The sequence below is a fragment of the Rathayibacter sp. AY1F9 genome (assembly GCF_002932155.1).
Classification (GTDB): domain Bacteria; phylum Actinomycetota; class Actinomycetes; order Actinomycetales; family Microbacteriaceae; genus Rathayibacter.
Window position 1 is genome coordinate 1 of sequence record NZ_PSVA01000035.1, and the last position, 25,088, is coordinate 25,088.

Consider the following 25,088-nt stretch of genomic DNA (forward strand, 5'->3'; position numbering starts at 1 on the left):
CGACCGCGAAGCAGAGCCCACCCACCACCGCGACCGCGAAGCGGAGCACTCCCCCACGGCGACCGCGAAGCGGAGCCCACCCAGACCCGACCGCGAAGCAGAGCCCACCCACCACCGCGACCGCGAAGCGGAGCACTCCCCCACGGCGACCGCGAAGCGGAGCCCACCCAGACCCGACCGCGAAGCGGAGGCCCTCCCGCGGCGAACGCGAAGCGGAGCCGTCCCCAGTGCGCGTCCTGGTGGGCGGTCGGCGGGGCCTGGTGGGGTCGATCGCAAGGCGGAGGCGTCGGGCGTAGCGGCGCTACGTTCGTCGCCGACAACGCCGCGAGGGACCCCGCCAGGCCCCGCCGATCACATGCCGGTGTCGAGGCCGGAGTAGGCGTGGAGTCCCTTGAAGAACACGTTGACGACGCCGAAGTTGAACATGACGGCGGCGAAGCCGACGATGGCGAGCCAGGCGGAGGGGGTGCCGCGCCAGCCGCGGGTGGCGCGGGCGTGGATGTAGCCGGCGTAGATGGTCCAGATGATGAAGGTCCAGACCTCCTTGGTGTCCCAGCCCCAGTAGCGGCCCCAGGCCTTCTCGGCCCAGACGGCGCCGGCGATGAGCGTGAAGGTCCAGAGGATGAAGCCGAGGATCGTGACGCGGTAGGCGAGGTTCTCGAGGGTGAGGGAGCTGGGCAGGGTGCGCAGGAAGCGGAGGACCGAGCGGGGGCTGTCGCCGGAGGATTCGCGGCGGGCCTGGAGGAGCTGGGTGACCGAGAGCGCGAAGCCGAGGGCGAAGAACGCGGTGCCGAGGATCGCGACGAGCACGTGGATGACCAGCCAGTAGGACTGGAGTGCCGGCGGGAGCGGGACGACGGCGACGTAGTAGTTGACGGTCGCGATGCCGAGGAGCACCAGGACGAGGCCGGTGATGAACGCTCCGAGGAAGCGGAGGTCCCAGCGCAGCTGGACGGCGAGGAAGACGCCGATGATGATGAGCGTCCCGGTCATCGAGAACTCGTACATGTTCGCCCAGGGGACGCGGCCGGCGGCGACGCCGCGGAGGACGGTCGCGGCGAGGTGGAGCACGAAGCCGAGGAGCGTGAGCGAGAACCCGATGCGCATGGTCTTCGAGCGGGCGGGGGCGCGGTAGACCTCGTCCTCGACGCGGCTGCCGATGCGGGAGAGCGTCGCGGTGCGTCCGGAGCCTGCGGCGGCGACGGTGGCCTTGCCGCTGGCCGCGCGGTCGGCGGCGGCCGCGGAGGCGACGCGCTCCGCCTCCTGTACGACCTCGATCGACTCGCCGTCGGCCAGGGAGGCGCGGCGGGCGAGGTCGATCGCGAAGAAGACGAACGCCATGGCGTAGATGCCCATGGCGGAGGAGAGGCACAGCACCGAGTACTGCGAGAGGGTCGCGATCACCTCCTCAGGGTAATCGCTCGCCGCCCCGCCCGCCCCTTCGCGCTTGCACAGACTCGGCCCCTGCCCAGCCGGGCGGCGCCTGTGGAGGGGCCTCCGGGGCGTCCGGGAGGCGGGTCAGTCGAGCGGGGCGTGCCGGTCGGCGATCGTCCGCACGGCGCGCACCAGCTGGGGGTCCTCGCCGCGGGCGAGTCCCGCGTACTCGAGGAGGAGGCCGCCGTCGTGCTGGGCGGTCGCCTTCACCCACACGCGGCGCCGCGGGACGAACAGCGAGGTGAGGAGTCCGGCGAGCACGAGGATCGCGAAGAGCAGCACCCAGCCCTGGGTCGCGTCGTGGTGGATGTCGAACGAGGCGAAGCGCTTGACGCTGTCGGTGCCGATCCGCGTCGGGTCGGCGCCCGTGTTGTCGAAGGTCACGCTGCCGAGCCCGTTCGGGAGCTCGGCCGTGTCGCCGGGCTTGAGGGTGATCGGCGCGACGCCGGTGGTGCCGCCGGTGAGCCGGGTCAGCGAGTCGGTGTTGAGCACGTAGACGGATGTGGGCACTCCCCCGTCGAGGCCGAGGTCGCCCGCGAAGACGTTCAGCGAGAGCACGGGGTACTGCAGGTCGGGGAAGATCGAGGTCGACGCCCCGGAGGCCAGCGTGTCCTGCGTCGGGTAGAAGAAGCCGGTGAGGCCCAGCTGCTCCGAGAGCCCGTCCGGCACCTTCACGACGCCGACGGAGGTCAGGTTCGCGTCCTGCGGGAGGAACGGCACCGAGTCGGTGAAGATCGCCCGGCCCGAGGGGTCTCGGACCGTGATCGTCGGGGCGTAGCCGTTGCCGAGGAGGTAGACGTTCGTGCCGCCGATCGCGAGCGGGTCGTTGACCTTGATCGTGCGGTCCTCGGTGCCCCCGCCGCGCTCGGAGGTCGTGACGTTCGCGGTGAAGTCGACGGGCTGGCCGAGCGCCGACTGGTTCTGCTCCTCGTACTTCACGTCGAGGCTGTCGAGGGTCAGCTGGTACGGGTCGAGCTGGCTGCTGTCGAAGAAGCGGCCGGGGTTGAAGGAGTCGTAGGCCGCGAGGTTGTTCGCGAACCCCTGGGAGCCCTCGACCAGCACGCGCTGCCCGCTGTAGCCGAACCCGCCGCCCACTCCGACGGCGACGAGGATGCCGACCAGGGCGGAGTGGAAGACCAGGTTGCCGGTCTCGCGGAGGTAGCCGCGCTCGGCCGAGACGCTCGACCAGCGGCCGCGCGGGTCGTCGTAGCGCTCGACGCGGTAGCCCGCCCGGCGCAGGACGGAGTGGGCGGAGGCGACGGCCTCCTCCTCCGTCGCGCCCTCGACCTCGCGGACGGTGTAGCCGGCGAGGCGCTGCAGGCGCGCGGGGGTGCGCGGCGGCCGCGACTGCATCGCCTGGAAGTGGTGGCGCGTGCGCGGGACGATGCAGCCGATCAGGGAGATGAACAGCAGCAGGTAGATGCTCGAGAACCAGGCGGAGGTGTAGGTGTCGAACGCCTGCACCCTGTCGAGCAGGGGCGCGAGGTCGGGGTTGTCGACGAAGTACTGGGTCACGCCGTTGGGGTCGGAGGAGCGCTGCGGCACGAGCGATCCGGGGACCGCCGCGATCGCCAGCAGCAGCAGAAGGAACAGCGCCGTGCGCATGCTGGTGAGCTGGCGCCACATCCACCGGAGCCAGCCGGTGAACCCGAGCGCCGGCTGCGTGACGGTGCCGTCGGAGTCGTAGTGGTCGGCGGGGCGGAAGGAGGCGTCCGTCCTCCGCTGCGCGGCCTCGTCGGGGCGGCGCGTGCTCTCCTCGGGCTCAGATCGCCGGCTGGAAGCCATCGATCACCGCCGAGAGGGATCCGTAGACGAGGGTGTTCCAGATGCCCGTGACCATCAGGACTCCGATCAGGACGAGGGCGGCGCCGCCGAGGATGTTGACCACGCGGATGTGGCGCTTCACGAAGGCGAGCGTGCTGGTCACCCAGCTGAAGCCGAAGGCGACGAGGAGGAAGGGGATGCCGAGTCCGAGGCAGTAGACCAGGGCGAGGAGGGCGCCGCGCCAGGGCGAGCCCACGCCGTAGCTGAGGGCGAGGATCGAGCTCAGCGTCGGGCCGAGGCAGGGCGTCCAGCCGACGCCGAAGACGATGCCGAGCAGCGGCGCTCCGATCAGCCCGGTGGCGGGACGGATCCCGGGCCGGAGCGTGCGCTGGAGGATCGAGAACTGCCCGATGAAGACGAGCCCCATCGCGATCACGACGAGCCCGAGGACGCGGGTGATCAGGTCGGTGTACTGGCGCAGCCAGAAGCCGACCGTGCCCGCCGCCGCCCCGTAGAGGACGAACACCAGCGAGAATCCGAGCACGAAGAGGAGGACCCCCAGCACGACCCGGCGGCGTCCGCGGGCCGCCCGCTCGTCGGCGTCGGTGAATCCGCCGACGTAGGCGAGGTAGCCGGGCACCAGCGGGAGCACGCAGGGCGACGCGAAGGACACGAGCCCGGCCAGGAGCGCGATCGGCACGGCCAGCAGGAGCTGACCGCTGACGACGATGTCGCCCACGCCGCTACTCCTCCTCGGCGAGCGTGTCGCCCACGAGGGTCGAGAGGATCGACGCCTCCTGGAGCTGGCCGAGGATGCGCGACGCGACGCGCCCCTCCCTGTCGAGGACGAGCGTCGTGGGCACGGCGTTCGGCGGGACGGTGCCGGTGAAGGCGAGCTGCACCGACGAGTCGGTGTCGACGATGGAGGGGTAGCCGAGCCCGAACGTCTCGGCGAAGGCGGCCGCGGTGGGGGCCTGATCGCGCACGTTGACGCCGACGAACGACACGCCCTTGTCGGCGAACTCCGTGTTCACCGTCTCGAGGTCAGCGGCCTCGGCGCGGCACGGGGCGCAGCTGGCGTACCAGAAGTTGACGACGACGACCTGCCCGGCGAGGTCGGCGGAGTCGATGGTGGCGCCGGTCTCGTCGGTGCCGGAGAAGACGATGGGGTCGTCCCGGTCGGCGGCGGCGATCTCGGTGACGGTGCCGTCCCCCGAGATGTAGCCCTTGTTGCTGCCGTTGCGGTACTGGTCGGCGAGCGGATCCTCGGAGCAGCCCGTCAGCGCGAGCGCGGCGGCCAGCGCGAGGACGCCCGCTGCGCGGAGCCGCCCCGTCCGGCGCATCAGACCGCTCCCACGTCGGTGGCCAGGCCCTGCAGGCCGGCGGCCGGGTCGGAGTAGCCGACCTCGACGAAGCCGTCCCCGCGCCGCTCGAGGGTCGTGATGCTCGAGAGGGCGCAGCGGCGCTTGCGCGGATCGTGGAAGAGGCGCTCTCCGGCGAGGGCGCGGTGGACCGTCCAGATGGGGAGCTGGTGGCTGACGATCGCGGCGTCGCCCTCCTCGGTGCTCTGCCACGCCGACTCGATCGCCGCGTACATCCGCGCCGAGATGGAGAGGTACGGCTCGCCCCAGCTGGGCTCGAAGGGGTTGCGGAGCCAGGGCCAGTGCTTGGGGTTCCGCAGGGCGGAGCTGCGCGCGGCGAGGGACTTCCCCTCGAAGCGGTTGCTCGGCTCGATCACCCGCTCATCGGTGCGGATCTCGAGCTCGAACGCCTGCGAGATGGGCTGCGCGGACTCCTGCGTGCGCTGGAGCGGCGACGCGATCAGCGCCGTGAGGTGGCGCCGGCGCTCGAGCAGGTCGTCGGCGGCGGAGCGGGCCATGCGGTGGCCCAGATCCGAGAGCCGGAAGTTCGGGAGTCGTCCGTAGAGGACCCGGTCGGGGTTGAACACCTCGCCGTGCCGCACGAGATGGATCTGATCGGCAACCACGAGCGTCAAGTGTACGGAACGCGGCGTGGGGGAACGCCGGGAAAAGGGTCGCCTGAGCCGGACCTGAGCGGAGCCTCAGCGCCGCGCCGAGACCGCCGCCGACAGCCGCCGCACGAGCGGTCCGGGCAGGTGCCGTACCACGGCCATCGGGACCCCGAAGCGCACCGACGGCACCGAGACGACGGAGCCGCGCGCGACGTCGCGGAGGAACTCCTCCACCACCGCGTCCGCATCGAGCCAGAGGAAGGAGGGGATGGAGGAGGTGTCCATCGCCGCCCGCTCGTGGAACTCGGTGCGCACCCAGCCCGGGCAGAGCGCGGCCGAGCGGACGCCGGTGCCGCGCAGCTCGACGGCCAGCGACTGCGCGAAGGCGGTCGCCCACGCCTTCACCGCGGAGTAGGGACCGAGGTGCACGAAGCCCGCGACGCTCGAGACCGTGAGGATCGCGCCGCGGCCGCGGGTGGTCATCGCCTCGGCCGCCGCGCCCGAGAGCACGGCGACCGAGCGCACCATCACCTCGAAGGCGCGGTCCTGGGCGGCGACGTCCGGCTCGGCGAAGGTCCCGTCGATCCCGAAGCCGGCGTTGTTGACGAGGACGCGGACCGGACGGGCCGGATCGACGAGCCGCGCGCGCACGCGCTCGACCTGCTCGCGGTCGCCGAGGTCCGCGGGCAGGACCTCGACCGCCGCGGCGCCGAGGCCGCGCAGTCCGGCCGCCGCCTCCTGGAGGCGCTGCTCGCTGCGGGCGACGAGGACGAGGCTCCAGCCGCGGCGCGCGAACGCCCGGGCGAAGGCGAGGCCGATGCCGGAGGACGCGCCGGTGATCAGTGCGGTGCTCATGCTCCGACGCTACCCGTCGCCGCCCGGCGGCCCCCGAGTAGACTCCCCTACCGTGACCGACGAGACCCGCCTCCCCCGAACCACTGTCAAGAAGCTCGCCGCGCTCGAGGACGGACCCGTCCGCGTGTCCGGCTGGGTCGAGACCGTGCGCGACCAGAAGAAGGTGCAGTTCGTCGTCCTGCGCGACGAGTCCGGTGCCGTGCAGCTGGTGAACCCGACCGTGCGCGAGGCCGTCGAGGGCGACGACGCGTCGGCTGCGCGCCTCGCGATCACCGAGGAGATCTCCGGCCTCGCCCAGGGCTCCTTCATCACCGTCACCGGCGCGCTCAAGCACGACGAGCGCGTGAAGCTGGGCGGCATCGAGGTCAAGCTCGAGACGCTCGAGGTCGTCGCCGCGTCGATCCCGGAGGCGCCGATCGCGCCCGACTCCGGCATCGACAAGCGGATGGACTGGCGCTTCCTCGACCTGCGCCGTCCCGAGCAGAACCTCATCGCCCGCGTGCAGACCACGTTCGAGCACGCGCTGCGCACGTACTGGATCGAGCACGACTTCATCGAGATCCACACCCCGAAGCTCATGGCGAGCGCCTCGGAGTCGCGGGCCGAGCTCTTCGAGGTCGAGTACTTCGAGACGAAGGCCTATCTGGCGCAGAGCCCCCAGTTCTTCAAGCAGATGGCGCAGCCCGCCGGCTTCGGCAAGGTCTTCGAGGTCGGCCCCGCCTTCCGCGCCGACCCGAGCTTCACCTCGCGTCACGCGACCGAGTTCACGAGCGTCGACGCCGAGGTCTCCTGGATCGACTCGCACGAGGACGTCATGGAGCTGCACGAGCAGCTGATGGTCGCCGGCCTCACCGCCGTCGTCGAGAAGCACGGCGCCGAGGTCAAGGCGCTCTTCGACATCGACCTGACCGTCCCGACCACGCCGTTCCCGCGCATCCCGCTCGCCGAGGCCAAGCGCATCGTCGCCGAGCGCGGCTACGAGGTGCCCCGCGCCGACGACGACATGGACCCCGAGGGCGAGCGCCGCATCGCGGCCTACGTGCAGGAGGAGTTCGGGCACGACTTCGTGTTCCTCACCGACTACGCGTCGAGCATCCGGCCGTTCTACCACATGCGCCGCGAGGGCGACGGGACGATCACCAACAGCTACGACCTCATCTACAACGGCGTCGAGATCTCGACCGGAGCGCAGCGCGAGCACCGCGTCGACGTCCTCGTCGAGCAGGCCCGCGAGAAGGGCCTGGACCCGGAGGAGCTCGAGTTCTACCTCGACTTCTTCCGCTACGGCGTCCCGCCGCACGGCGGCTTCGGCATGGGCCTCTCGCGCGTGATCATGCTGATGCTGAACCAGGCGAACCTCCGCGAGGTCACCTACCTGTTCCGCGGCCCGACCCGCCTGCTGCCCTAGGCGCGCACCACGGTCGAGGGAACCCCGGACCATCGAGACCGCCGCGGACGGCGGGTCCCCTCGACGGGCCGGGGTTCCCTCGCGCCAGCGGCTAGGGAGCCGGCAGCACCACGAGGTCGAGGTAGTCGGCCAGGCACGCCACCATGTCCACCGCGTCGCGCTCGAGCAGCCACTGCAGCTGCACGCCGTCCCAGAGCGCGATGATCGACGCCGCCACCCGCTCCGGATCGGACCCCTCGCGGAGGCGCCCGGCGGCCTGGAGCTCGCGCAGCTCGGCCGTGTACTCGCTGCGGAGCCGGCGGAACCGCGCGGCGAAGAAGTCGCGCCCCGGGTGCTCCTGCGTCGTCGACTCGCCGCAGAGCACGGCGTACAGCTCGATCACTCCGGGCGCCGTCTCGTTGTAGCGGGTCTGCCGCAGGATGCCGGCGACCAGCCCCTCCTCCGGGTCCGGCGGCGAGGAACCGTCGCCCGTGATCAGGTCGCGGTGCTCGAGGACCGCGAAGAGCAGGTCGGTCTTCGACGGGAAGTAGTGCAGGAGGCTCGTCTGGCTGAGCCCGACGCGGTCGGCGACCTCCTGGAGGGAGCCGCGGGCGTAGCCCCGCGCGGCGAAGACCTGGTGGGCGGCCTCGATGATGGCGCGGCGGCGCTCGGCCGACTTCGCGTACGGGCCGCGTCGCCTCGTCGCCTCCGCCATCGACCCCTCCTCCGCACTGGAGGCGCCTCGCCGTGCCCCTCGAACGGCCAGCGTAGCGGCGGCGGAGGAGCAGTGCCGCCAATTTCGAGTAGCTACTCGAATTCGTGGTAGCGTCCCGATCATCGCCGGGTGAGACTCCCCGGCTCTCCACCACGACGAAGTGAGGGAAGATGCATCCGTTCACCCGGAGACAGCTCATCGCCGCCGGTCTCGGCACCGCGGCACTCGGGAGCCTGACGGCCTGCGCGACACCGGGCACCGTCTCGGTCAACACGGCGCCGACGATCGCCCCGGCCACCGGCCCGGTCCGCCTGCAGTACTGGGGCTGGCTGAAGGACCTGCAGAAGGTCTGCGACGTCTGGAACGCCTCGCACCCCGAGATCCAGGTCGAGGCCGTCTGGATCCCCGGCGGCAACGCGGGCGGGTACCAGAAGCTCTACTCGGCCCTCGCCGCGGGCGGCGGGCCCGACCTCGGCCAGGTCGAGATCCGCTCCGTCCCCGAGTTCATGCTCGTCAACGGCCTCGTCGACCTCACCCGGTACGGCGTCGAGCAGTACCGCGACCTGTACGACCCCACGCTCTGGGGCCAGGTCAGCTACACCGGCGGCGTCTACGGCATCCCGCAGGACAGCGGCCCGATGGCGCTCTTCTACCAGCCCGAGGTGTTCGGGAAGGTGGGTGCGGAGCCGCCGACGACCTGGGACGACTGGGCAGCGGTGGCGACGGAGCTGCGCGGAGCCGGCTCCTACATCGACTGCTTCCCCCTCGCCGACGCCTCGGTCTTCGCCGCGTTCGCGACGCAGGCCGGTGCGCAGTGGCTGCGCCCGGAGGAGGACGGCTGGGTCATCGACATGACCGACGACGCCACGACGCGCGTCGCCTCCTTCTTCGACACGGCCATCGACCAGGACCTGGTGCAGACCGGCTACGGCGCCTACTCCCCCGCGTGGTTCGCGGCCGCGGCGAAGGGCGGCATCGCCTCCTGCGCCACCGGCAGCTGGGGCGACGCCCTGATCGAGGGGGTCAGCGGAGGCGCGGGCAAGTGGCGCGCGGCTCCCATGCCCGTCTGGGGCGACACCGGCTTCGGCTCGAGCTTCCTCGGCGGATCGACCGCCGCGGTGTTCTCGAGCAGCAAGCACCCGGAGGAGGCGATCGAGTTCGCCGTCTGGATGACCACCACGCAGGAGGGCATCGACGCGATGATCGCCAACAGCGGCATCGGCTGGTCTCCCGCGGTCGGCGAGATCGGCACGGCCCGCAAAGGTCCGAGCGACTTCTTCAGCGGGCAGAACTACAACGAGGACGTCCTCGTGCCCGCATCGAAGGAGCAGAACCCGGACTGGTCCTGGTGGCCCGTCACGCAGCAGTCCTTCAACATCCTCAGCGACGGCTTCCGGAAGAAGGCGTCCGGGCTCTCGCTCGTGGACGCGGTCGCCGAGGCGGAGCAGCAGATCATCACGGTCTTCGAGAACAAGGGCCTGAGCATCAGGAGGGCCTCCGCATGACCACCACGACTTCCCCCGCCGCCGCCGCGGTCGCGGCCACCACGCGGACGCCGGGCGCGCCCCGGCGCAGCCGCGCGGTCGCCCGCGCCCCGTGGATCCTCCTCGGACCCTTCCTGGCCCTGTTCGTCCTCACGTTCATCGTCCCGATCGTCGTCGCCGTCGGCTCCAGCTTCACGAAGGTGACGCGCTCCGGCCTCTTCGGCGAGGCCGGGGTCACCAGCGGGTTCGCGGGCTTCGACAACTACGCGCAGGCCCTCGCCGACGGCAACTTCATCGCCTCCATCGGGCGGATGTTCCTCTTCGGCATCGTCCAGGTGCCGGTGATGATCGCCCTCTGCACCGTCCTCGCGCTGATGCTCGAGTCGGCGTCGGCGAAGTTCCCCGGCTTCTTCCGGGCGGCCTACTTCCTCCCCTACGGAGTGCCCGGAGTGATCGCGACGATCCTGTGGTCGTTCCTCTACGTGCCCGGCCTCAGCCCGCTCATCGACGCGGCGAACGTGGTCGGGCTCCAGCCCGACTTCCTCGGTGCGGACACGGTGCTCTGGTCGATCGCGAACATCTCGCTCTGGAGCTACACCGGCTACAACATGCTGATCATCGTCGCCCAGCTCAAGGCGATCCCGGTCGAGCTCTACGAGGCGGCGAAGGTCGACGGCGCCTCCACCTGGCGCGTCGCCCGCAGCATCCAGCTGCCGCTCATCCGCCCCGCGCTGGTGCTGACGACGATCTTCTCGATCATCGGAACGCTCCAGCTGTTCGCCGAGGCGCAGGTGCTGAAGACGGTCGCTCCGGCGATCGACAGCCAGTACACGCCGAACCTCAGCGCGTACACCACGGCCTTCGCCTACAACGACTACAACGTCGCCGCCGCCCAGGCCGTCCTGATCGCGCTGGTCGCGTTCCTGCTCTCCTTCACGTTCCTCTCGATCTCGAACAGGAGGTCGTCATGAGCCGCACCGAGACCCCGCCGACCACGACCACCGGAGTCGTCACCGCCGACCGCCCCGTGAAGGCCGGACGCGGGCCCGACCGCTCGGCCGGCCGCAACCGCGCCTCGACCATCATCGTCACCGCGATCCTCGTCGTCGTGGCGGTCTACTTCCTCATCCCCGTCTACTGGGTCGTCGTCGCGGCGACCAAGACGACCGAGGACCTCTTCGCCACCTACGGCTTCTGGTTCGCCCCGACGTTCGCGCTCTGGGACAACCTGACGCAGGTGCTGACCTACGGCGACGGCATCTTCGTCCGCTGGTTCCTCAACTCCGTCCTCTACGCCGGAGTGGGCGCCCTGCTCGCGACCTACCTCGCCGCGGCGGGCGGCTACGCGCTGGCCAAGTACGAGTTCCGCGGCAGCAGGCTCGTGTTCGGGACGATCCTCGCGGGCGTCCTGGTGCCGGGCACCGCGACCGCTCTGCCGCTGTTCCTGCTCTTCAGCCAGATGGGCATCGCGAACACCTACTGGAGCGTGCTGATCCCCTCGCTCGTCTCGCCGTTCGGGCTGTTCCTCTGCCGGATCTACGCTCAGGCGACCGTGGACACCGCGATCATCGAGGCGGCGCGCATCGACGGCGCCGGGGAGCTGCGGATCTTCCACACGCTCGGGCTGCGCATCCTGACTCCCGCGCTGGTCACCGTGTTCCTCTTCCAGCTGGTCGGGATCTGGAACAACTACTTCCTGCCCCTGGTGATGCTCTCGGACACGAACCTGTTCCCGATCACACTGGGACTGAACAACTGGCTCGGACAGGTCGACCGCCTGCCCGAGTTCTACGAGCTGACGACCGGCGGCGTCCTGCTGTCGATCATCCCGCTCGCCATCGCCATGATCGTGCTGCAGCGCTTCTGGCGCGGCGGCCTGACGGAAGGCTCCGTGAAGTGACGACTCCCCCGACGACCTCCCACTACCTGACGGACACCGGGCCGGGCTCCGGCCGCCGCCGGGCCCCCCGCTCGTGGCTGCACACCGACGCCCCGGCGCTCCCGCTGGACGGGGAGTGGCGCTTCCGCCTGCTCCCCGCCGCTCCGGGGACCCCGGGCGGCGCCGGCGTGCTGCCGGAGGGCGAGGGCGTGGACGCCGTCGGGGACGAGTCGTTCGACGACTCCGGCTGGGATCTGATGCCGGTGCCCTCGCACTGGGTGCTGCAGGGCGACGGGCGCTACGGACTGCCGGCCTACACGAACGTGCAGTTCCCGTTCCCGACCGAGCCGCCGTTCGTGCCGGACGCGAACCCGACGGGCGACTACCGCCGCACTGTCGTGGTTCCGGAGGAGTGGGACTCCGCCGAGGCGGTCGTCCTGCGCTTCGACGGGGTCGAGTCCCGCTACCGCGTCTGGGTCAACGGCGTCGAGATCGGGATCGGCTCCGGCAGCCGGCTCGCGCAGGAGTTCGACGTCACCGGCGTCGTCCGCCCGGGCGAGAACCTCGTCGTGGTCCGCGTGCACCAGTGGTCGGCCTCGAGCTACGTGGAGGACCAGGACCAGTGGTGGCTGCCGGGGATCTTCCGCTCGGTGCACCTGCTCGCGCGCCCCGTCGGCGGGATCGAGGACGTGTGGCTGCGCTCCTCCTTCGCCGGCGGCGCGGGCCGCATCGAGGCGGAGGTGACCGCCGCGGCCGACGCGTTTCCGCTGACGCTGCGCGTGCCCGGGCTCGGGATCGAGACGGTCTGGGCCTCGGCGGAGGAGATCGCCGCGATCGAGGTGCCCGAGGTCGAGCCGTGGTCGGCGGAGGCTCCGCGCCTCTACGACGCGACGCTCGCCTCAGCCGGCGAGACGGTCTCGCTGCGGCTCGGCTTCCGCACGGTCGAGATCCGCGGCGACCGCTTCCTGGTCAACGGCGAGCGCGTCGTCTTCCACGGAGTCAACCGCCACGAGACGCACCCCGACCGCGGTCGAGCGTTCGACGAGGACTCCGCCCGCGAGGACCTCGCGATGATGAAGCGCTTCAACGTGAACGCCATCCGCACCAGCCACTACCCGCCGCATCCCCGTCTGCTCGACCTCGCCGACGAGCTCGGCTTCTGGGTGGTCCTCGAGTGCGATCTCGAGACCCACGGCTTCGAGCGGGTCGGCTGGGCGGGCAACCCCAGCGACGACCCCGCCTGGCGCGAGGCCTACCTCGACCGCATCGAGCGGACCGTCGAGCGCGACAAGAACCACCCGAGCATCGTGCTCTGGTCCCTCGGCAACGAGGCGGGCACCGGCGCGAACCTCGCCGCGATGTCCGCCTGGGTGCACGGCCGCGACCCCGAGCGCCCCGTCCACTACGAGGGCGACTACACCGGCGCGTACACCGACGTGTACTCGCGGATGTACTCCTCGATCCCCGAGACCGAGCGGATCGGCACCGACGGCTCGCTCACTCCGCTGCTCGGCTGCTCCCCCGGCGAGTCCGCTCGGCAGCGCTCCAAGCCCTTCCTGCTCTGCGAGTACGTGCACGCGATGGGCAACGGCCCGGGAGCGATCGACCAGTACGAGGACCTCGTCGACCGCTTCCCGCGGCTGCACGGCGGCTTCGTCTGGGAGTGGCGCGACCACGGCCTGCGGGCGCGCACGCCGGAGGGCGTCGAGTACTACGCGTACGGCGGCGACTTCGGCGAGGTGGTGCACGACGGCAACTTCGTGATGGACGGCATGGTGCTCTCCGACGGCACGCCCAGCCCGGGCCTGTTCGAGTGGAAGCAGATCGTCGCTCCGGTGCGCCTCACGGTCCGCGGCGACGGCGTCGTCATCGAGAACCGCCGACACGACGCCTCCACCGCCGATCTGCGCTTCGCGTGGCGGGTCGAGCGGGACGGGCGGGTCACCGCGGAGGGAGTGCTCGACGCCCCGGTCATCGCGGCCGGCGACGCCGTGCACGTCGAGCTCCCCCCGCTCGAGGTGCGTCCCGGCGGCGAGACCTGGCTCACCGTCGACGCGGTCCTCGACGCCTCGACCGCCTGGGCGGAGGAGGGCCACGTGCTCTCCACCGGTCAGCACCTCCTCGCCGTGCCGTCGGCGGTGCCCGCGTGGACCCGCGCCGTCCGCGCCGCTCCGCCCCTCGAGGGCGGCGCGCTCGGAGTCGCGCGGTTCCGCGACGGCCGGCTCGCCTCCCTCGCCGGCCTGCCCGTCGACGGACCGCGCGCCGAGCTCTGGCGCGCCCCGACCGACAACGACGAGGGCGCGGGCTTCCCCGGCTACGTCACCGGCGACCCGTACGACGGCGACGGCCGCGGGATGCCGGCCCCCTCCTCCGCCGCCCGCTGGCGCGAGGCCGGACTCGACCGCCTGGTCGGCCGCGTGCAGGAGGTGGACGCCTCCGCCGGGCTCCGCCGCGTGACCCGCTTCTCGGCCGCGGACCTCGATGCGGGACTCCTGATGGAGGAGCGCTGGAGCGTCGACGGGGAGAGCACGGTCCTCCGCGTCGACCTCGTGCCGACCCGGGGCTGGGACTCCGTCTGGCCGCGGCTGGGCATCCGGATCGACATGCCCGCGTCGATCGACGGCGCGGAGTGGTTCGGCACCGGCCCGCTCGAGTCCTACCCCGACAGCCTCCGGGCCGCGCGGGTGGGGCGCTTCACGGCGGACATGGACCGGCTGACGACTCCGTACGCCCGCCCGCAGGAGAGCGGTCACCGCAGCAGCGTGCGCGAGCTGACGCTGACGGAGGCGGGCTCGCCCCGGCTCCGCATCGAAGCCGCGCGCGACCTGCACGGGCGCCTCCCCGGCTTCACCCTGGCGCGGCACACGCCGCAGGAGATCACGGCAGCCGCGCACCCGCACGAGCTGCCGGAGTCGGAGCGCGCGGTCCTCGTGATCGACGCCGCCCAGCACGGCCTGGGCTCCCGCGCGTGCGGTCCGGACGTGTGGCCCGACTTCCAGCTGCGGCCGGAGGCGCGGACGATCCTCCTCCGCTTCACCGCGGCCGGCTGAGCGCCGGGAGAGGACGAGGGAAGGCCCGCGGGATCGCGTCCCGCGGGCCTTCCCTCGTCCTCCGGACGCGTCAGTCGCTCTGCGTGCGCGGCAGCGGTCCGCCGATGAAGAGGTCCGTGTTCATGCGCCGGCGGCGCATCACGACCAGGACGGCCGCGCAGGCGACGAGCGACGCGGCGACCGCGCCGCCGCCGATCATCAGCGCGGTGGTCGGCGTGATGCCGGCCGGTCCCGCCGAGGCGGCCGTGCTGAGGAAGGCGGTGCGCGCGGCGCTGATCGCGGTGCCGCAGACCTGCTGCGCCTCCCACGGTGCGGCCGTGGTGTCGCTGTCACGGTAGGAGACGGTCACAGCTGCCGTGCGGTGCGACTCGCGGCCGAAGGCGACGACGCAGTAGACGGAGGGGTCGGGGTCGGCGATGACCGCGTCGCCCAGCGCCAGCTCGGCCCAGCCGATGGAGTCGGACTGCACGGCGACGTCGCCGGCGGCCAGGTCGGCGCGGGACCCGGAGGTCTCGAAGGCGCCCACGGCGACCTCCTCGTCGGCGTCGAAGCCCCAGACGGCGCCGCGGGGCGCCTCGGTGCTGCCGTCGCCGAGCTCGCGCGGCTCGAGCAGGAGGCCGTTGCCGGTGGAGGGCGCGAGCCGGAAGACGACCTTGGCGGCGGAGCCCTGGTCGCCCGTGAGGTCGACCGTGAAGGCGCCCGACTTGGTGATCAGCGCGGTCGGCACGGTCGCTGTGCCGCTCCCCGCCTCGAGGGTCAGCGGGGTCTTGGTGCCGTTCGGGTCGCGGAGGACCGCGGAGACGGCCTCGCCGCTGGCGAAGCCGGTGTACGAGAAGCCGACGCCGTAGAAGCGGGCGAGCTCGACGGTGAGCGCCTCCGGCTGCACGGCGAGCTCGCGGGTGAGGAAGACGTCCGCGGTCGCGGCACCGGCCGCCGGCTTCGCGCCCTCGGTCGAGGTGCCGAGCTCGGTGCGTCCGGGGGCCGACGCCGCCGGAGTGACGGCGCCCGCACCGGAGGAGCCGGCGCTGCCGGACGTGGTGGTGCCGGTTGTGGTGCCGCCGCCGGAGGTGCCGCCGGACGTCGCTCCGCCGGTGGTGCCGCCGCCGGAGCCGGAGCCGCCGGAGGACGATCCGCCGCCGGTGGAGGGCTGACCGCCGCCGGAGCCGCCCTGCTGGCCGCCGCCGGTCGAGCCGCCGCCAGTGGATCCGCCGCCGGTGGAGGGCTGGCTCGGCTGCTGGGGCGCGGGGTCGACCGGTGCCGGATCGACCGGCGCGGGGTCCACGGGCGCGGGGTCGACGGGCGCGGGGTCGACGGGAGCGGGCTGCTCGGGTTCTGCCGGCTCCTCGGGCACTCCGGGAACGGACGGCTCCTCGGGGACGCCGGGAACGGGGTCGGAGCCGCCGTCGCCCGGCTGCTCGGGATCCTCCGGCACGCCGGGGATGGTCGTCGCGGCCGGCTGCTCGACCGTGGTCGAGACCGTCGAGGCGGAGGGTGCCGCGACGGCCGCTCCGGGGAGGGCCAGGCCGAGCACGAGCGCCGCGAGAGCGGCGGCGGGCAGGGCGAGTCGGCGGGATGACGGCATGGCGGTTCCTTCCTCCACGGGCGACGATCTGCGTCCGCGCACGGAGGAGCGCACTCCCCCCTCACGAGGGTAAGGGCGAGAGGCGAGCTTTCGCGAGCCGTCCCGTCCCCCGTCAGAGGGACGTCGCGGTCGTGCTTCCGTCCGGACGGCCCGGTCGAAGCTCACCCGCGATCGAGGAGGGCCCGCCGGAGCCGCGCGGGATCGACCCGCCAGAAGGTGTGCACGCGCCCGTCGATCAGCACCACCGGGATCTCCTCGACGAAGCGCTCGTGCAGCTCGGGATCGTCGAGGATCGACACCTCCGAGACGGCGACCGACGCCTCGGCGCCCAGGTCGGCGACCACCTGCTCGACCACGGTCCGCGCGTCGTCGCAGAGATGACAGCCCGGCTTGCCCACGAGCGTCAGCTCCACGTCCACCATGCGGTCAGTGTACGGCGGCCCCGGCGACGGGCGCCGAGACGGCGAGCGCCGCCGGGATGATCCGTGAACGCAGACGAGCGCCCGACCCCGGAAGGGCGGACGCTCGAGTGGGAAGAGGCGCGAGCCTACTTCTTGTTGCGACGCTGGTGGCGAGTCTTGCGAAGCAGCTTGCGGTGCTTCTTCTTCGCCATACGCTTGCGACGCTTCTTGATGACAGAACCCACGAAGACCTCACAACGTTCAGGGGGTCGACCGCCCGACGGGCGGCCGCTTACGAAAAACTGGCTCCCGCGAGCTTACACGACCCGGGGCTCCACCGTTTCCGGCTCCTCGGCGCCCCTCACTTGCGGATGCGCAGCGCCTCCGCCACCTTCGTCGCTCCCTCGCTGACGCCCCGCTGGATGTCCTGCACCACGGTGCTGACCTGGTGGGTGCGCTCGGCGAGCGCCCGACCCAGCGACTCCGCCCGGGCCGCGGTCGGAGCGTCGAGCAGGGCGCCGGCCGCCTCGTCCTCGGCGAGGAAGGGCAGCAGCCAGTCCTCGACCTCCGCCAGCGGCGCGTACTCGAGCGCGTAGAAGCGGTGCTGTCCGCTCTCGCGCACCGTGACGAGGCCGGTCTCGCGCAGCACCTTGAGGTGCTTCGAGACGGTCGGCTGGCTCAGCTCGAGGCGCGCCACGATCCGCGACACGCTCATGCCCTCGGCCGAGCCGTCCCGCCGCTGCTCGAGCAGCAGGGCGAGGATGTCCCGGCGGGTCCCGTCCGCGATCACCCCGAAGATGTCAGCCATGCGCCCAGGCTAGTCAGCGCCCCGGGAGCCCGGCACCGAGCGGGTAGCATGGCCGCGATCGAGTGGAGGATCCGCCGTGGTGGTTCGGCAGCAGTTCCGCAGCCCCGTGGGCGTCTCGCCCGTCTCCCCCTGGTCGGGTTTCGAGCGGGCCCGCGACCTCATCGACGACTTCGCCGGACGCTCGCCGTCCCGCTTCGCGATCCTCATCTTCTCGGCGCTCGTGCTCGTGTTCACCCTGCTGTTCTCGCTGCCGGTGTCGAGCACCACGGGCACCGTCACTCCGCTGCACGACGCCTTCTTCACCGCGATGTCGGTGATCTGCGTGACCGGCCTCGCGACGGTCGACATGGCGACGCACTGGTCGGCGTTCGGCCACTCGATCATCTTCGTCGGCGTGAACATCGGCGCTCTGGGAGTGCTGACGCTCGCCTCGATCATGGGCCTGGCGATCTCGCGCCGCCTCGGGCTCCGGGCGAAGCTCATGGTCGCCAGCGACTCGAACCCTCTGCGGATCCACTCCGGCCCCGTCGCCGAGGGCCAGGCCGTGCGCCTGGGCGAGATCGGCGGGCTGCTCGCCACCGTCGCGATCAGCGCCGCCGCGATCGAGATCATCGTCGCGCTCCTGCTGTTCCCGCGGATGCTGATCGACGGGATCCCGATCGGCGAGGCCGTCTGGCACTCCTTCTACTACTCCGCGATGGCGTTCACGAACACCGGCTTCGCCCCGAACGCCGCGGGACTCACCCCGTTCGAGGACGACTACTGGTTCCTCGGCATCCTGATGCTCGGCGTCTTCCTCGGCTCGATCGGCTTCCCCGTCATCTACGCCTTCTCCCGCGGCTGGCGGCGCCCGCGCAAGTGGTCGGTGCACGTGAAGCTGACGCTGGTCACCTCCGTGATCCTGCTCGTCGCCGGGGCCGTCCTCTACATCGTGCTCGAGTTCGACAATCCGAGGACCTTCGGCAGCCTCGATGCGGGAGACACCGTCTTCCAGTCCTTCTTCCTCTCGACGATGACGCGGTCGGGCGGCTTCTCGACGATCTCGGTCCCCGACCTCAACGGCTCGAGCCTGCTCGTGACGGACATGCTGATGTTCATCGGCGGAGGATCGGCCTCCACGGCCGGCGGGATCAAGGTCACGACCCTCGCGATCCTGTTCCTGGCCGCCTTCGCCGAGGCCCGAGGCAACAACGACATGGAGGCGTTCGGCCGCCGGATCCCGAACGACGTCCTGCGCCTGGCCGTCTCGGTCGTGCTGTGGGGCGCGACGACGGTCGCCGTGTCGAGCGTCCTGATCCTGCACATCACCAAGGCCTCGCTCGACCACGTGCTCTTCGACGTGATCTCGGCCTTCGCGACCTCCGGGCTCTCGACGGGGCTCACCGCGGAGCTGCCGCCGTCCGGGGTCTACATCCTGGCGCTGACGATGTTCATGGGCCGCGTTGGTACCGTGACTCTCGCCGCCGCGCTCGCCGCGAGCCAGCGGAGGCAGTTGTTCAGACGACCGGAAGAGAGGCCCATCGTTGGTTGACCGCATCAGGTACGACGCCCCGGTGCTGGTGATCGGCCTCGGGCGCTTCGGAGCCGCCACGGCCGGCCAGCTCGACCGCCTCGACCGCGAGGTCCTCGCCATCGACGCCGACGCCGGTCTCGTGCAGAAGTGGTCGGAGCGGGTCACCCACGCGGTACAGGCCGACGCCCGCTCGCTCGACGCCCTCGCGCAGATCGGCGCGCAGGACTTCCAGGTCGCCGTCGTCGCGGTCGGCTCCTCCATCGAGGCGTCCGTGCTGATCACCGCGAACCTCGTCGACCTCAAGATCCCGCAGATCTGGGCGAAGGCGATCTCGCGCTCGCACGGCAAGATCCTCGAGCGGATCGGCGCGAACCACGTGATCTACCCGGAGGCGGAGGCGGGCGAGCGCGTCGCGCACCTGGTCTCGGGCCGCATGCTCGACTTCATCGAGTTCGACGACGACTTCGTGCTCGCGAAGATGTACCCGCCCAAGCCGATCCGGGGGCTGACGCTCACGGAGTCGGGCGTGCGCCGCAAGCACCGCGTGACCGTCGTCGGCGTCAAGAGCCCGGGCAAGCCCTTCACCTACGCGACCGAGCAGACCGTCGTCTCGAACCACGACCTCATCGTGGTCAGCGGCACCCCCAGCGACATCGAGCGCTTCGCGGCCCTCGGCTCCTGACCCGCGCCCCCTCCCTCCTCCTCCTCTGCGGGATGCCGCTCCGGTACGCCCGCTCCGGCGTGTCGCGTACCCGAGCGGCGTCTCGCGGAGAGGAGTGCGGAGTCAGGAGGCGGCGAGCTCGCGGGCGCGGGCCAGCGCGGCGTCGGTCGCCCGCGTGAAGAGGGCGGCGAGGTCGGCCTCCTGCAGGACCGCGACGGCCCGCTCGGTGGTGCCCTTCGGGCTCGTGACCCGCCGGCGCAGCTCCGCCGGCTCCTCGCCGGAGTCCGCGAGCAGCTCGGCCGCGCCGCGGAACGTGCCGACCACCATCGTCGACGCCTGCTCCGGGGTGAAGCCCTTCGCGACAGCGGCCGCGATGAGCTCCTCGATCAGCAGGAACACGTAGGCGGGCCCCGAGCCGGAGATCGTCGAGAGCGCGTCGAGCTGCGACTCCGGCACCTCGACCACCTCGCCGACCGTCTCGAACAGGCGGCGCACGAGCGCCAGGTCCTCGTCGCCGGACCGCGTGCCCGCGCTGAGGCCGGTGACGGCGCGGCCCACGACCGCGGGAGTGTTCGGCATCGAGCGGAGCACGGCGACGGACGCGGGCAGGTGCCGCTCGAACGTGGCCGCGGTCACGCCGGCGGCGACGGAGACGACGACCGCGCCCGGGGCGAGCGCGTCGGCGATCTCGTCGAGCAGGTCCGGCACCATGTGCGGCTTGACGGCCACGAGCACGATCGCCGCGCCCTCGACCGCACGCCGGTTGGCCTCCGGGTCGTCCGCGGTGGCGAAGGCGGTGACCACCGGGTGGCCGTCCCACGCAGCGGCCTTCGCGGAGTCGCGGTTGGTCACCCGCACGCCCCCCTCGACGCGCACGCCGGGAGCCAGCAGGCCCTGGAGGATCGCACCCCCCATCGAGCCGAGGCCGAGGACGGCGATGGACGGGAGCAGGACGGGCGCATCGGTCACGCCGCTCATCCTACGAAGAGCCCGCGGCAAGGGGGTCCAGGGGCGGTCCGGGGCCTCGTAGGATGGCCCGACCATCCAGCGGCGAGCCCGAGGAGACCACGTGAGCGCATCCGGAGGCGGCACCGCGATCATCGCGGCGCTCGCGGCCAACCTCGGCATCGCCCTGACGAAGTTCGTCGCCTGGTTCTTCTCCGGATCCGCCTCCATGCTCGCCGAGGGCGTGCACTCGCTCGCCGACTCCGGCAATCAGCTGCTCCTGCTGCTCGGCGGCCGCAAGTCGCGGAAGGCCGCCGACGAGGAGCACCCGTTCGGCTACGGGCGCGAGCGCTACGTCTACGCCTTCGTGGTGTCGATCATCCTGTTCTCGGTCGGCGGCGTCTTCTCGCTCTACGAGGGCATCGAGAAGATCGCCGAGCCGCACGAGCTCGAGAACGCCTGGCTGCCGATCCTGGTCCTCGTGATCTCGATCTGCCTCGAGGGCTACTCGCTGCGCACGGGAGTGAAGGAGTCGAACCGGGTCCGCGGCTCGCAGTCCTGGTTCCAGTTCATCCGCCGGGCGAAGGCGCCGGAGCTGCCGGTCGTGCTCCTCGAGGACGTCGCCGCGCTCACCGGCCTGACGTTCGCGCTGCTCGGAGTCGGGCTGACCGTGATCACCGGCGACTCGGTCTACGACGCGATCGGAACGATCATGATCGGCACCCTGCTGATCGTGGTGGCGATCGTGCTGGGCGTCGAGACGAAGAGCCTGCTGGTCGGCGAGGGGGCGACTCCCGCCGACGCCGCCTCGATCCGCGCCGCGCTCGAGGCCGGGCGCGACGTCGAGCGCGTCATCCACATGCGCACCCTCTACCTCGGGCCGGACGAGATCCTCGTGGCCGCGAAGCTCGCCTTCCCGGCCGCCGAGACCCTCGAGCACGTGGCCGCCGGGATCGACGCGGCGGAGAGGCGGATCCGCGAGGCCGTTCCCGCCGCCACCACGATCTACCTCGAGCCCGACGTCGACCGTGGACGCGCAGGATCGGCGGCGGCCCGTCCGGCCGCGACGGAGGCGGCCGCTGCCGCCGCTCCGCCCGCCGCCTCCCCGCCGGCCGCGCCGCACGGGAGCGCCTGAGATGCGCCGGGCCCTGGCGATCGTCAACGAGCGCGGTGCCGGGCTCGGCGCGCTCGAGCCGATGCTGACCGAGCGGGGGTTCGCCGTCGACGCCGTCGCAGGGACGGACCTCGACGCGATCGACATCCTCGCCCCCGACCTCGTCGTCACGCTCGGCTCCAGCGCCGGCGTCTACGAGACCTCGCGGCACCCCTTCATCAGCCCCGAGATCGCGCTCCTGCAGGACCGGATGCACCACCGCCGTCCCACGCTCGGCGTCTGCTTCGGAGCGCAGCTGATCGCGACCGCCCTGGGCGAGTCCGTCCATCCCGGATCGGCCCGCGAGGTCGGCTTCCGCCCGGTCGTGCTCACGGAGGAGGGCGCCGGCTCCCCGCTCCGGCACCTCTCCGGCGTCGACGTGATGCAGTGGCACGGCGACACCTTCGCGCTGCCGAGCGGAGCGGCGCTGCTGGCGTCGTCGCCGGCGGGCGAGGTGCAGGCGTTCGCCGTGGAGGACTGGCTCCTCGGCGTGCAGTTCCACCCCGAGCTGACCGGCACGATGGCCGCGCAGTGGCTCGAGGGCGACGGGGAGTGGGCAGGAGCGGCGGGCTACGACGCCGCCGCGCTCGCCGACGACGTCGCGGCGGAGCGCTTCGAGCGGATGCACGCGGCGACGCGGCTCGCGCTGACGGAGTGGCTGGGCGCTCCGAGCTGAGGGGTTCGGCGGCGCTCGGCGTCAGCGGCGGTCGGCGAAGAAGTCGAGCAGGAGCCGCGAGCTCTCCGCGGCGCGGACCCCGGGGTACACCTCGACCACGTGGTTGTGCCGGCGGTCGCGGAGGAGGTCGTGCACGGATCCGGAAGCGCCCGCCTTCTCGTCCCACGCGCCGAAGACGACGCGGTCGATCCGCGCCGCCAGGATCGCTCCGGCGCAGAGCACGCACGGCTCGAGCGTGACCACCAGCGTGCAGCCCTCGAGATGCCAGTCGCCGCGGGCCTCGGCCGCCGCGCGGATCGCGACCACCTCGGCGTGCGCCGTCGGATCCCGCCGCAGCTCGCGCTCGTTGCGCCCGAGCCCGAGCACCGCACCCTCCGAGTCGAGGATCACCGCGCCCACGGGGACGTCGCCCCAGCCCGCGGCCCGCCGCGCCTCGTCGAGCGCCAGGCCCATCCACTCCTCGGAGCGGTGGGGGACGCGGAGATCGCTGTCGCGCATCGCTCCCCCTCCTGCGGCAGCCCGCTGCGGCCGGTGGGGCGCCGCTCCGGCCAGTAGATTGAGCTTATGCGCGTCCACGTAGCCGACCACCCGCTGATCACCCACAAGCTCACCGTGCTGCGTGACAAGCGCACCCCCTCCCCCACCTTCCGGCAGCTCGCCGAGGAGCTGATGACGCTCCTCGCCTACGAGGCCACCCGCGGCGTCCGCACCCGCACCGTCACCATCGAGACCCCCGTGACGCAGACCACCGGCCTCGCGCTCAGCGACCCGCAGCCGCTGGTCGTCCCGATCCTCCGGGCCGGCCTCGGGATGCTCGAGGGCATGGTCAAGCTCATCCCGACCGCCGAGGTCGGCTTCCTGGGCATGGCACGCAACGAGGAGACGCTCGAGCCGACCACGTACGCGGAGCGCCTGCCCGACGACCTGTCGAACCGCCAGTGCTTCGTCCTCGACCCTATGCTCGCGACCGGCGGCTCGCTCGTCGCGGCCATCCAGTTCCTCTTCGACCGGGGAGCGGTCGACGTCACCGCCGTCTGCCTGCTCGCCGCCCCCGAGGGCCTGGCCGCCGTCGAGAAGGCCTTCGGCGACCGCGACGTGACCATCGTCCTCGGCTCCCTCGACGAGAAGCTCAACGAGCTCGGCTACATCGTCCCCGGCCTCGGCGACGCGGGCGACCGCCTCTACGGCCTCGCGGGCTGAGCCCACCGGCCCCCGGACGAGCGGGCCTCGCGTCGCGCCTCGGAACAGGGAGCCCCGCTGAGCCGTGCCGGTCGGCCGGCGCAGCGAGGGTCTCGACACCCCCTCAGCGAGACCGTCCGGCACCGCCCGTCCTGCTGATCGAGCAGCCCGCGCAGCGGCCGCATCGCGATCCCCCGTCACGACTCGCGCCTCCTCCCGAGCACCGGAACCACCCCCGACGCGCCGTCCATCCCCACGGAAGTGTTGACGCCGTGCACCGGCCTCCGCTTTACTGACGGACATGACTGACACCCTGCACGCCCTGACCTCCCTCGAGGCCATCGGGAATGCCGGCATGATGATGGCCGGTGGCCCCGTCATGTGCTGTCGAATGTGTGCATGAGGAACTGACCTCGCCGGATCCCCGCACCGCCTCCGCCCGCTGATCGTCACGATCGGCTGAGCGTCCGAGGCGCGGACGATCCCCTGGATGCCCCGCATCCGTCTCTGCCGCCACCGCGCACCGCGGGCCGGCTCGATCGCGCACACCCGGATCCGCACCCTCGGACACTCGTCCCGGATCCGACCAGCCAAGGACTCGTCATGACCCTCCTCCACACCCGCACCGTCACCGCCGCCACCTCCACCGAGGCGCCCCGCCTCCAGCCGGTCGCCGACGCCGCGCCCGCAGCACCCCGCCTCCGCGCCGTCCCCCAGGGCACCGAGGCCCGCGGCTTCGCCCTCTACGTCGGCATCGACGAGGCCAAGGCCCGTGCCGCCGGAGTCGACCTCGGCCGCCTGGTCGAGGAGCTCAAGCGCGTCACGGCGCAGCTCGCCCCCGACGCCGAGACCTACGCCTCCGTCGCCCTCGCCCCTCAGGGCGCCGGCGGCCGCGACGTGGACGTGGTCCGCCTCGCGCTGCAGGACCCGGCCGCCGTCGCCAAGCGCCGCTCCGACGCCGAGCCCGACCCCGACCGTGCACCCGGCGGCGTCGTCATCGACATCTCCCGCAAGCGCGTCATCCTCGACGAGGAGACCACCCCCCTCACCTACAAGGAGTTCGAGCTCCTCCAGTACCTCGTGCTCCGCGAGGGCCGCACCATCGAGCGCGCCGAGCTCATCGCCTCGCTCTGGGGCGCCGCGGACGACGACGCGCCGAACGAGCGCACCATCGACGTCCACGTCCGCCGCCTCCGCGCCAAGCTCGGCCGCTACGAGGAGATCGTGCGCACCGTCCGCGGAGTCGGCTACCGCTTCGACCGCCACGCCGACGTCGCCATCCGCTACGCGTCGACGCCGTCGCCGGATCTGTTCTGAATTGCGAGGAGAACGCTTGCGTTCTCCTCGCCGCGGTCGGCTTCACCCGTTGTTTCGATTCGGAGAGCGGGTCGCGACCGGTTAGCGGGAAAAGCTGACACGCGTTTCCCGCGTTCGCCTCGAGGGCGGGACGTCCTCTCGGCCTCGACGGATGTGCGCGACCGCTCCTCAGACGTGGAGGGCTCGACGGCCCGCTGCGTGGTCGAAGCCGTGGCGGGGCGGGTCGCGCCTCACGGGGCAGGACGACGGGGCCGGGCCGCGTCGGCGGGGGCGACGGAGGCGTAGGTCTCGGCGTCGGGGGCGAGCTGCGCCG

Annotated in this window: 24 protein-coding genes; 11 read left to right on the top strand and 13 right to left on the bottom strand. The window is 72.2% G+C overall.

Annotation, left to right across the window (positions count from 1 at the left end; all coding sequences use genetic code 11):
- Window positions 1-351 precede the first annotated feature (351 nt).
- The 6 genes from ccsB to C5C37_RS15970 form a co-directional block, all read right to left on the bottom strand.
- Window positions 352-1,356: a c-type cytochrome biogenesis protein CcsB gene (gene ccsB, locus C5C37_RS15945; protein WP_104249832.1), complete on the bottom strand. Its 1,005-nt coding sequence runs from the start codon at window positions 1,354-1,356 to the stop codon at window positions 352-354.
- 162 nt (window positions 1,357-1,518) lie between these two features.
- Window positions 1,519-3,219 (bottom strand): cytochrome c biogenesis protein ResB, encoded by a 1,701-nt coding sequence (locus tag C5C37_RS15950; RefSeq protein WP_104339253.1) that lies wholly within the window; start codon window positions 3,217-3,219, stop codon window positions 1,519-1,521.
- A complete protein-coding gene (locus C5C37_RS15955; RefSeq protein WP_258074181.1) occupies window positions 3,197-3,937 on the bottom strand; it encodes a cytochrome c biogenesis CcdA family protein in 741 nt (246 codons plus the stop codon). Before C5C37_RS15955 ends, C5C37_RS15950 begins: the two co-directional genes overlap by 23 nt.
- A 4-nt stretch (window positions 3,938-3,941) precedes the next feature.
- Entirely contained in the window at window positions 3,942-4,541 is a 600-nt protein-coding gene (locus C5C37_RS15960; protein ID WP_104224865.1) for a TlpA disulfide reductase family protein, read from the bottom strand.
- Window positions 4,541-5,185 (bottom strand): histidine phosphatase family protein, encoded by a 645-nt coding sequence (locus C5C37_RS15965; protein WP_104339254.1) that lies wholly within the window; start codon window positions 5,183-5,185, stop codon window positions 4,541-4,543. The genes C5C37_RS15960 and C5C37_RS15965 overlap by 1 nt, the downstream gene beginning before the upstream one ends.
- Before the next feature lie 75 nt (window positions 5,186-5,260).
- Window positions 5,261-6,025, bottom strand: coding sequence for an SDR family oxidoreductase (locus C5C37_RS15970; RefSeq protein ID WP_104262951.1), 765 nt, complete (start codon window positions 6,023-6,025; stop codon window positions 5,261-5,263).
- Between the two features lie 52 nt (window positions 6,026-6,077).
- Between C5C37_RS15970 and aspS the strand changes: the two genes are divergently transcribed.
- On the top strand, window positions 6,078-7,433 hold the full coding sequence (aspS, locus tag C5C37_RS15975; RefSeq protein ID WP_258074182.1) for an aspartate--tRNA(Asn) ligase: 1,356 nt from the start codon (window positions 6,078-6,080) through the stop codon (window positions 7,431-7,433).
- Between the two features lie 91 nt (window positions 7,434-7,524).
- On the opposite strand, the gene C5C37_RS15980 is transcribed toward aspS, so the two are convergent.
- On the bottom strand, window positions 7,525-8,127 hold the full coding sequence (locus C5C37_RS15980; protein WP_244230513.1) for a TetR/AcrR family transcriptional regulator: 603 nt from the start codon (window positions 8,125-8,127) through the stop codon (window positions 7,525-7,527).
- A gap of 170 nt (window positions 8,128-8,297) precedes the next feature.
- Here C5C37_RS15980 and C5C37_RS15985 point away from each other — a divergent pair, with 170 nt between their 5' ends.
- Genes C5C37_RS15985 through C5C37_RS16000 form a run of 4 tightly spaced genes read left to right on the top strand, consistent with a single transcriptional unit; the run spans window position 8,298 to window position 14,540 of the window.
- Window positions 8,298-9,632: an ABC transporter substrate-binding protein gene (locus C5C37_RS15985; protein WP_104224859.1), complete on the top strand. Its 1,335-nt coding sequence runs from the start codon at window positions 8,298-8,300 to the stop codon at window positions 9,630-9,632.
- Entirely contained in the window at window positions 9,629-10,582 is a 954-nt protein-coding gene (locus C5C37_RS15990; RefSeq protein WP_104225918.1) for a carbohydrate ABC transporter permease, read from the top strand. The genes C5C37_RS15985 and C5C37_RS15990 overlap by 4 nt, the downstream gene beginning before the upstream one ends.
- On the top strand, window positions 10,579-11,511 hold the full coding sequence (locus C5C37_RS15995) for a carbohydrate ABC transporter permease (protein ID WP_104225919.1): 933 nt from the start codon (window positions 10,579-10,581) through the stop codon (window positions 11,509-11,511). The genes C5C37_RS15990 and C5C37_RS15995 overlap by 4 nt, the downstream gene beginning before the upstream one ends.
- A complete protein-coding gene (locus C5C37_RS16000; RefSeq protein ID WP_219814156.1) occupies window positions 11,508-14,540 on the top strand; it encodes a glycoside hydrolase family 2 TIM barrel-domain containing protein in 3,033 nt (1,010 codons plus the stop codon). The genes C5C37_RS15995 and C5C37_RS16000 overlap by 4 nt, the downstream gene beginning before the upstream one ends.
- A gap of 70 nt (window positions 14,541-14,610) precedes the next feature.
- Here C5C37_RS16000 and C5C37_RS17665 read toward each other — a convergent pair whose 3' ends face one another.
- From C5C37_RS17665 to C5C37_RS16030, 4 genes are all read right to left on the bottom strand, one after another.
- A complete protein-coding gene (locus tag C5C37_RS17665) occupies window positions 14,611-16,122 on the bottom strand; it encodes a hypothetical protein (RefSeq protein WP_181127442.1) in 1,512 nt (503 codons plus the stop codon).
- A 161-nt stretch (window positions 16,123-16,283) separates the two neighbouring features.
- Window positions 16,284-16,544, bottom strand: coding sequence for a glutaredoxin family protein (locus tag C5C37_RS16020; RefSeq protein ID WP_104282435.1), 261 nt, complete (start codon window positions 16,542-16,544; stop codon window positions 16,284-16,286).
- A gap of 125 nt (window positions 16,545-16,669) precedes the next feature.
- Entirely contained in the window at window positions 16,670-16,768 is a 99-nt protein-coding gene (locus C5C37_RS16025; RefSeq protein ID WP_003792170.1) for a 30S ribosomal protein bS22, read from the bottom strand.
- 116 nt (window positions 16,769-16,884) lie between these two features.
- Complete coding sequence (locus C5C37_RS16030; protein WP_104224854.1) at window positions 16,885-17,331, bottom strand: helix-turn-helix transcriptional regulator; 447 nt, start codon at window positions 17,329-17,331, stop codon at window positions 16,885-16,887.
- A gap of 160 nt (window positions 17,332-17,491) precedes the next feature.
- Here C5C37_RS16030 and C5C37_RS16035 point away from each other — a divergent pair, with 160 nt between their 5' ends.
- Both C5C37_RS16035 and C5C37_RS16040 read left to right on the top strand, forming a co-directional pair.
- The gene (locus C5C37_RS16035; RefSeq protein ID WP_244229642.1) at window positions 17,492-18,862 is read left to right on the top strand and encodes a TrkH family potassium uptake protein; all 1,371 of its coding nucleotides are present in this window, start codon (window positions 17,492-17,494) and stop codon (window positions 18,860-18,862) included.
- On the top strand, window positions 18,855-19,526 hold the full coding sequence (locus C5C37_RS16040) for a TrkA family potassium uptake protein (protein WP_068255410.1): 672 nt from the start codon (window positions 18,855-18,857) through the stop codon (window positions 19,524-19,526). Before C5C37_RS16035 ends, C5C37_RS16040 begins: the two co-directional genes overlap by 8 nt.
- A 102-nt stretch (window positions 19,527-19,628) precedes the next feature.
- Here the strand turns inward: C5C37_RS16040 and proC are convergent, their stop codons facing one another.
- Complete coding sequence (gene proC, locus C5C37_RS16045; protein ID WP_374953059.1) at window positions 19,629-20,420, bottom strand: pyrroline-5-carboxylate reductase; 792 nt, start codon at window positions 20,418-20,420, stop codon at window positions 19,629-19,631.
- Window positions 20,421-20,574: 154 nt separating this feature from the next.
- Here proC and C5C37_RS16050 point away from each other — a divergent pair, with 154 nt between their 5' ends.
- Both C5C37_RS16050 and C5C37_RS16055 read left to right on the top strand, forming a co-directional pair.
- Window positions 20,575-21,585: a cation diffusion facilitator family transporter gene (locus C5C37_RS16050; protein WP_104339256.1), complete on the top strand. Its 1,011-nt coding sequence runs from the start codon at window positions 20,575-20,577 to the stop codon at window positions 21,583-21,585.
- Window position 21,586: 1 nt separating this feature from the next.
- A complete protein-coding gene (locus C5C37_RS16055) occupies window positions 21,587-22,279 on the top strand; it encodes a gamma-glutamyl-gamma-aminobutyrate hydrolase family protein (protein ID WP_104339257.1) in 693 nt (230 codons plus the stop codon).
- Between the two features lie 21 nt (window positions 22,280-22,300).
- Here the strand turns inward: C5C37_RS16055 and C5C37_RS16060 are convergent, their stop codons facing one another.
- Entirely contained in the window at window positions 22,301-22,777 is a 477-nt protein-coding gene (locus C5C37_RS16060; RefSeq protein ID WP_104339258.1) for a nucleoside deaminase, read from the bottom strand.
- Window positions 22,778-22,843: 66 nt separating this feature from the next.
- Between C5C37_RS16060 and upp the strand changes: the two genes are divergently transcribed.
- Window positions 22,844-23,479 (top strand): uracil phosphoribosyltransferase, encoded by a 636-nt coding sequence (gene upp, locus C5C37_RS16065; RefSeq protein WP_104224850.1) that lies wholly within the window; start codon window positions 22,844-22,846, stop codon window positions 23,477-23,479.
- Between the two features lie 582 nt (window positions 23,480-24,061).
- The gene (locus C5C37_RS16070) at window positions 24,062-24,775 is read left to right on the top strand and encodes a winged helix-turn-helix domain-containing protein (protein ID WP_104224849.1); all 714 of its coding nucleotides are present in this window, start codon (window positions 24,062-24,064) and stop codon (window positions 24,773-24,775) included.
- Window positions 24,776-25,088: the final 313 nt, after the last annotated feature.

Excerpts from the sequence above, each read along its gene's own strand:
- ccsB (WP_104249832.1), bottom strand. The coding sequence starts at position 1,356 with ATGGGCATCTACGCCATGGCGTTCGTCTTCTTCGCGATCGACCTCGCC.
- C5C37_RS15950 (WP_104339253.1), bottom strand. The coding sequence starts at position 3,219 with ATGGCTTCCAGCCGGCGATCTGAGCCCGAGGAGAGCACGCGCCGCCCC.
- C5C37_RS15960 (WP_104224865.1), bottom strand. The coding sequence starts at position 4,541 with ATGCGCCGGACGGGGCGGCTCCGCGCAGCGGGCGTCCTCGCGCTGGCC.
- C5C37_RS15970 (WP_104262951.1), bottom strand. The coding sequence starts at position 6,025 with ATGAGCACCGCACTGATCACCGGCGCGTCCTCCGGCATCGGCCTCGCC.
- C5C37_RS15980 (WP_244230513.1), bottom strand. The coding sequence starts at position 8,127 with ATGGCGGAGGCGACGAGGCGACGCGGCCCGTACGCGAAGTCGGCCGAG.
- C5C37_RS15985 (WP_104224859.1), top strand. The coding sequence starts at position 8,298 with ATGCATCCGTTCACCCGGAGACAGCTCATCGCCGCCGGTCTCGGCACC.
- C5C37_RS15990 (WP_104225918.1), top strand. The coding sequence starts at position 9,629 with ATGACCACCACGACTTCCCCCGCCGCCGCCGCGGTCGCGGCCACCACG.
- C5C37_RS15995 (WP_104225919.1), top strand. The coding sequence starts at position 10,579 with ATGAGCCGCACCGAGACCCCGCCGACCACGACCACCGGAGTCGTCACC.
- C5C37_RS17665 (WP_181127442.1), bottom strand. The coding sequence starts at position 16,122 with ATGCCGTCATCCCGCCGACTCGCCCTGCCCGCCGCCGCTCTCGCGGCG.
- C5C37_RS16020 (WP_104282435.1), bottom strand. The coding sequence starts at position 16,544 with ATGGTGGACGTGGAGCTGACGCTCGTGGGCAAGCCGGGCTGTCATCTC.
- C5C37_RS16030 (WP_104224854.1), bottom strand. The coding sequence starts at position 17,331 with ATGGCTGACATCTTCGGGGTGATCGCGGACGGGACCCGCCGGGACATC.
- proC (WP_374953059.1), bottom strand. The coding sequence starts at position 20,420 with ATGGGGGGTGCGATCCTCCAGGGCCTGCTGGCTCCCGGCGTGCGCGTC.
- C5C37_RS16055 (WP_104339257.1), top strand. The coding sequence starts at position 21,587 with ATGCGCCGGGCCCTGGCGATCGTCAACGAGCGCGGTGCCGGGCTCGGC.
- C5C37_RS16060 (WP_104339258.1), bottom strand. The coding sequence starts at position 22,777 with ATGCGCGACAGCGATCTCCGCGTCCCCCACCGCTCCGAGGAGTGGATG.
- upp (WP_104224850.1), top strand. The coding sequence starts at position 22,844 with ATGCGCGTCCACGTAGCCGACCACCCGCTGATCACCCACAAGCTCACC.
- C5C37_RS16070 (WP_104224849.1), top strand. The coding sequence starts at position 24,062 with ATGACCCTCCTCCACACCCGCACCGTCACCGCCGCCACCTCCACCGAG.